4 protein-coding genes are annotated in these 1,342 nt (G+C 45.2%); 2 read left to right on the top strand and 2 right to left on the bottom strand.

From position 1 onward, the window contains the following. Together J8X26_RS24280 and J8X26_RS24285 are read left to right on the top strand one after the other, a co-directional pair. The coding region (locus J8X26_RS24280; RefSeq protein WP_208952213.1) for a hypothetical protein at positions 1-309 on the top strand (309 nt) is incomplete at its 5' end. After that, on the top strand, positions 299-616 hold the full coding sequence (locus J8X26_RS24285; protein ID WP_208952214.1) for a hypothetical protein: 318 nt from the start codon (positions 299-301) through the stop codon (positions 614-616). The genes J8X26_RS24280 and J8X26_RS24285, both read left to right, overlap by 11 nt. On the opposite strand, the gene J8X26_RS24290 is transcribed toward J8X26_RS24285, so the two are convergent. Continuing rightward, complete coding sequence (locus J8X26_RS24290; protein ID WP_208952215.1) at positions 578-988, bottom strand: DUF2513 domain-containing protein; 411 nt, start codon at positions 986-988, stop codon at positions 578-580. The two genes, J8X26_RS24285 and J8X26_RS24290, sit on opposite strands and share 39 nt — an antisense overlap. Positions 989-1,127: 139 nt before the next feature. Then, a partial coding sequence (locus J8X26_RS24295; RefSeq protein WP_208952216.1) for a hypothetical protein occupies positions 1,128-1,342 on the bottom strand: 215 nt, incomplete at its 5' end.

Raw genomic sequence — 1,342 nt, forward strand, 5'->3', positions numbered from 1 at the left:
ATGAGCAAAATGACCTTTGTTGTTGATTTCCCTGATGGTCAGGAACCGGCCGTGGGTGCTGGCAGCGATATTCTCGGTGGCAAGCTGGTCAGCGTAGCTTTTTCGGATATCAGTATGCGCCGGGAGTGGCATTCTGTTGATGAACTACCGCCGTTTAATTGTGCTTTGTGGGCAACGTATTCCGATGGTTCTACTGGCGTGGATTGTTTCAGTGAACACATGGGCTGGGATAGTGATCGTGATGCAGAAGATATTTACGTCACGCACTGGATGGAATTACCGGAAGCAGCGGAGGTGGATGGTGAATGAAATAACAGAACGTGAACTGATTAAAAATGACCTGCTGGTGAGTGGTTATACTTTTCGTGAGGTGGCAAAATTAACAAAACACCTCAATACCCCTGATGGCCACATAACCTCTGAGTCAATGTGTCGTGACTTGGAGCTTGATGTTGCGCGGTCTCTTGGCATGGGGTGGCTGGTTCGTCACCTGATGGCACTTGCCGAGGGGGATAATCCGGTGGTTGCAGTGGCGGCGCTGGAACAGTTAGTTAAAATATCAATTCAGACGGGCGTTTTACTCAAGCCCGATCTTGTCTTTAATAACCTTAGTTAACCATTGCTTGCTGACGTTCTTAACCAATTCAAACGGGGCGTCAGCAAGTTCTTTCTTGATCCTCTCCAGAACGGGCTTCTGATAGAGCGCCTTAGCAAAATCATGCCCCTCTTGCGTTAATCTGATCGAGGTTATCTTCCACCCAATCCCTTTACTGGTATACACCAATCCAATATAAGACGGGTCTCGGGTTCGCAATTTACTGTCGCTGATTAAACCGTTTTCAATCAATAGGAGCGTATGAAAAACAAGCCGCTTCTCCTCATCCCCCTCTGCCGTATCAAAACCTATTTCACCTAAAGAAATAAATGGTTCGGGGCTGTCTAGGAATACTGAACATATCCTTTTTATCTCGTCAAAATCTATCTGCATAATTTGCCTTTATTTTTTTGTCCAGCGCTGCGCCTGAAGTCTATAAGGCACCTGATACTTAGCAAAGCTGCTGGTGGAGCAAATTACCACCTGTTGATAGAGTATTGACCTTTAACTCGGGATAATCATGTCAATAAAGTTACCAGACCCAAAACATGTGTTGATTAATGGAGTTAATATCCATGAAGTTTATGATTATTATCGGTTTTGTAATATCGGTGATCGGGCTTGCCGCCTGGATACTTAACGGTCCGTCGATGAAAAGTTGACTCAGTGAGTCAGTTGTGATCCAATAATCCCGCCGAATACATGTTGTAAACATTCCTATTATCGCTTTCAAAGCCCCCTCTGTGG

The organism is Rahnella sp. ChDrAdgB13, from assembly GCF_017655185.1.
GTDB classification, from domain to species: Bacteria; Pseudomonadota; Gammaproteobacteria; order Enterobacterales; family Enterobacteriaceae; genus Rahnella; species Rahnella contaminans.